The 273-nt window shown below is 64.5% G+C and carries 1 pseudogene; it reads right to left on the bottom strand.

Annotated features, from left to right (window positions below):
• A pseudogene (locus tag WG923_RS30385) lies at positions 1 to 273 on the bottom strand (IS5/IS1182 family transposase); the annotation flags it as partial.

Here is a 273-nt window from a genome sequence, read left to right as displayed (position 1 = left end):
CCCATGGGCTGCAGCTGGCGCAGGTCGTTGGCGTCCGTGCTGACTTCGTGATGCACGATCAAATGGCTTTCGGTGTCCACTGCGGTCTGCAGGTTGTAACCCGGAGCGCCGTGCAGGCTCTTCATCGGCCGCGCCTGAGGCTCCGTGTGCACCAGGCTGTTGCCTTGCACGCCTGCGAGCTGCTCGACTTGCTGCTGGATCTGCTTGCGCTGCTCATGCAGCTGCGCCAAGGCGTGGCGCACATCTGCGTCACAAACATCGGTGCCGGCCTCC

Source organism: Ramlibacter sp. AN1133, assembly GCF_037890035.1.
In the GTDB taxonomy this organism is placed as follows: domain Bacteria; phylum Pseudomonadota; class Gammaproteobacteria; order Burkholderiales; family Burkholderiaceae_C; genus Ramlibacter.
The sequence above is the reverse complement of the archived record's forward strand: the minus strand, read 5'-3'. Positions and strand labels throughout refer to the sequence as shown.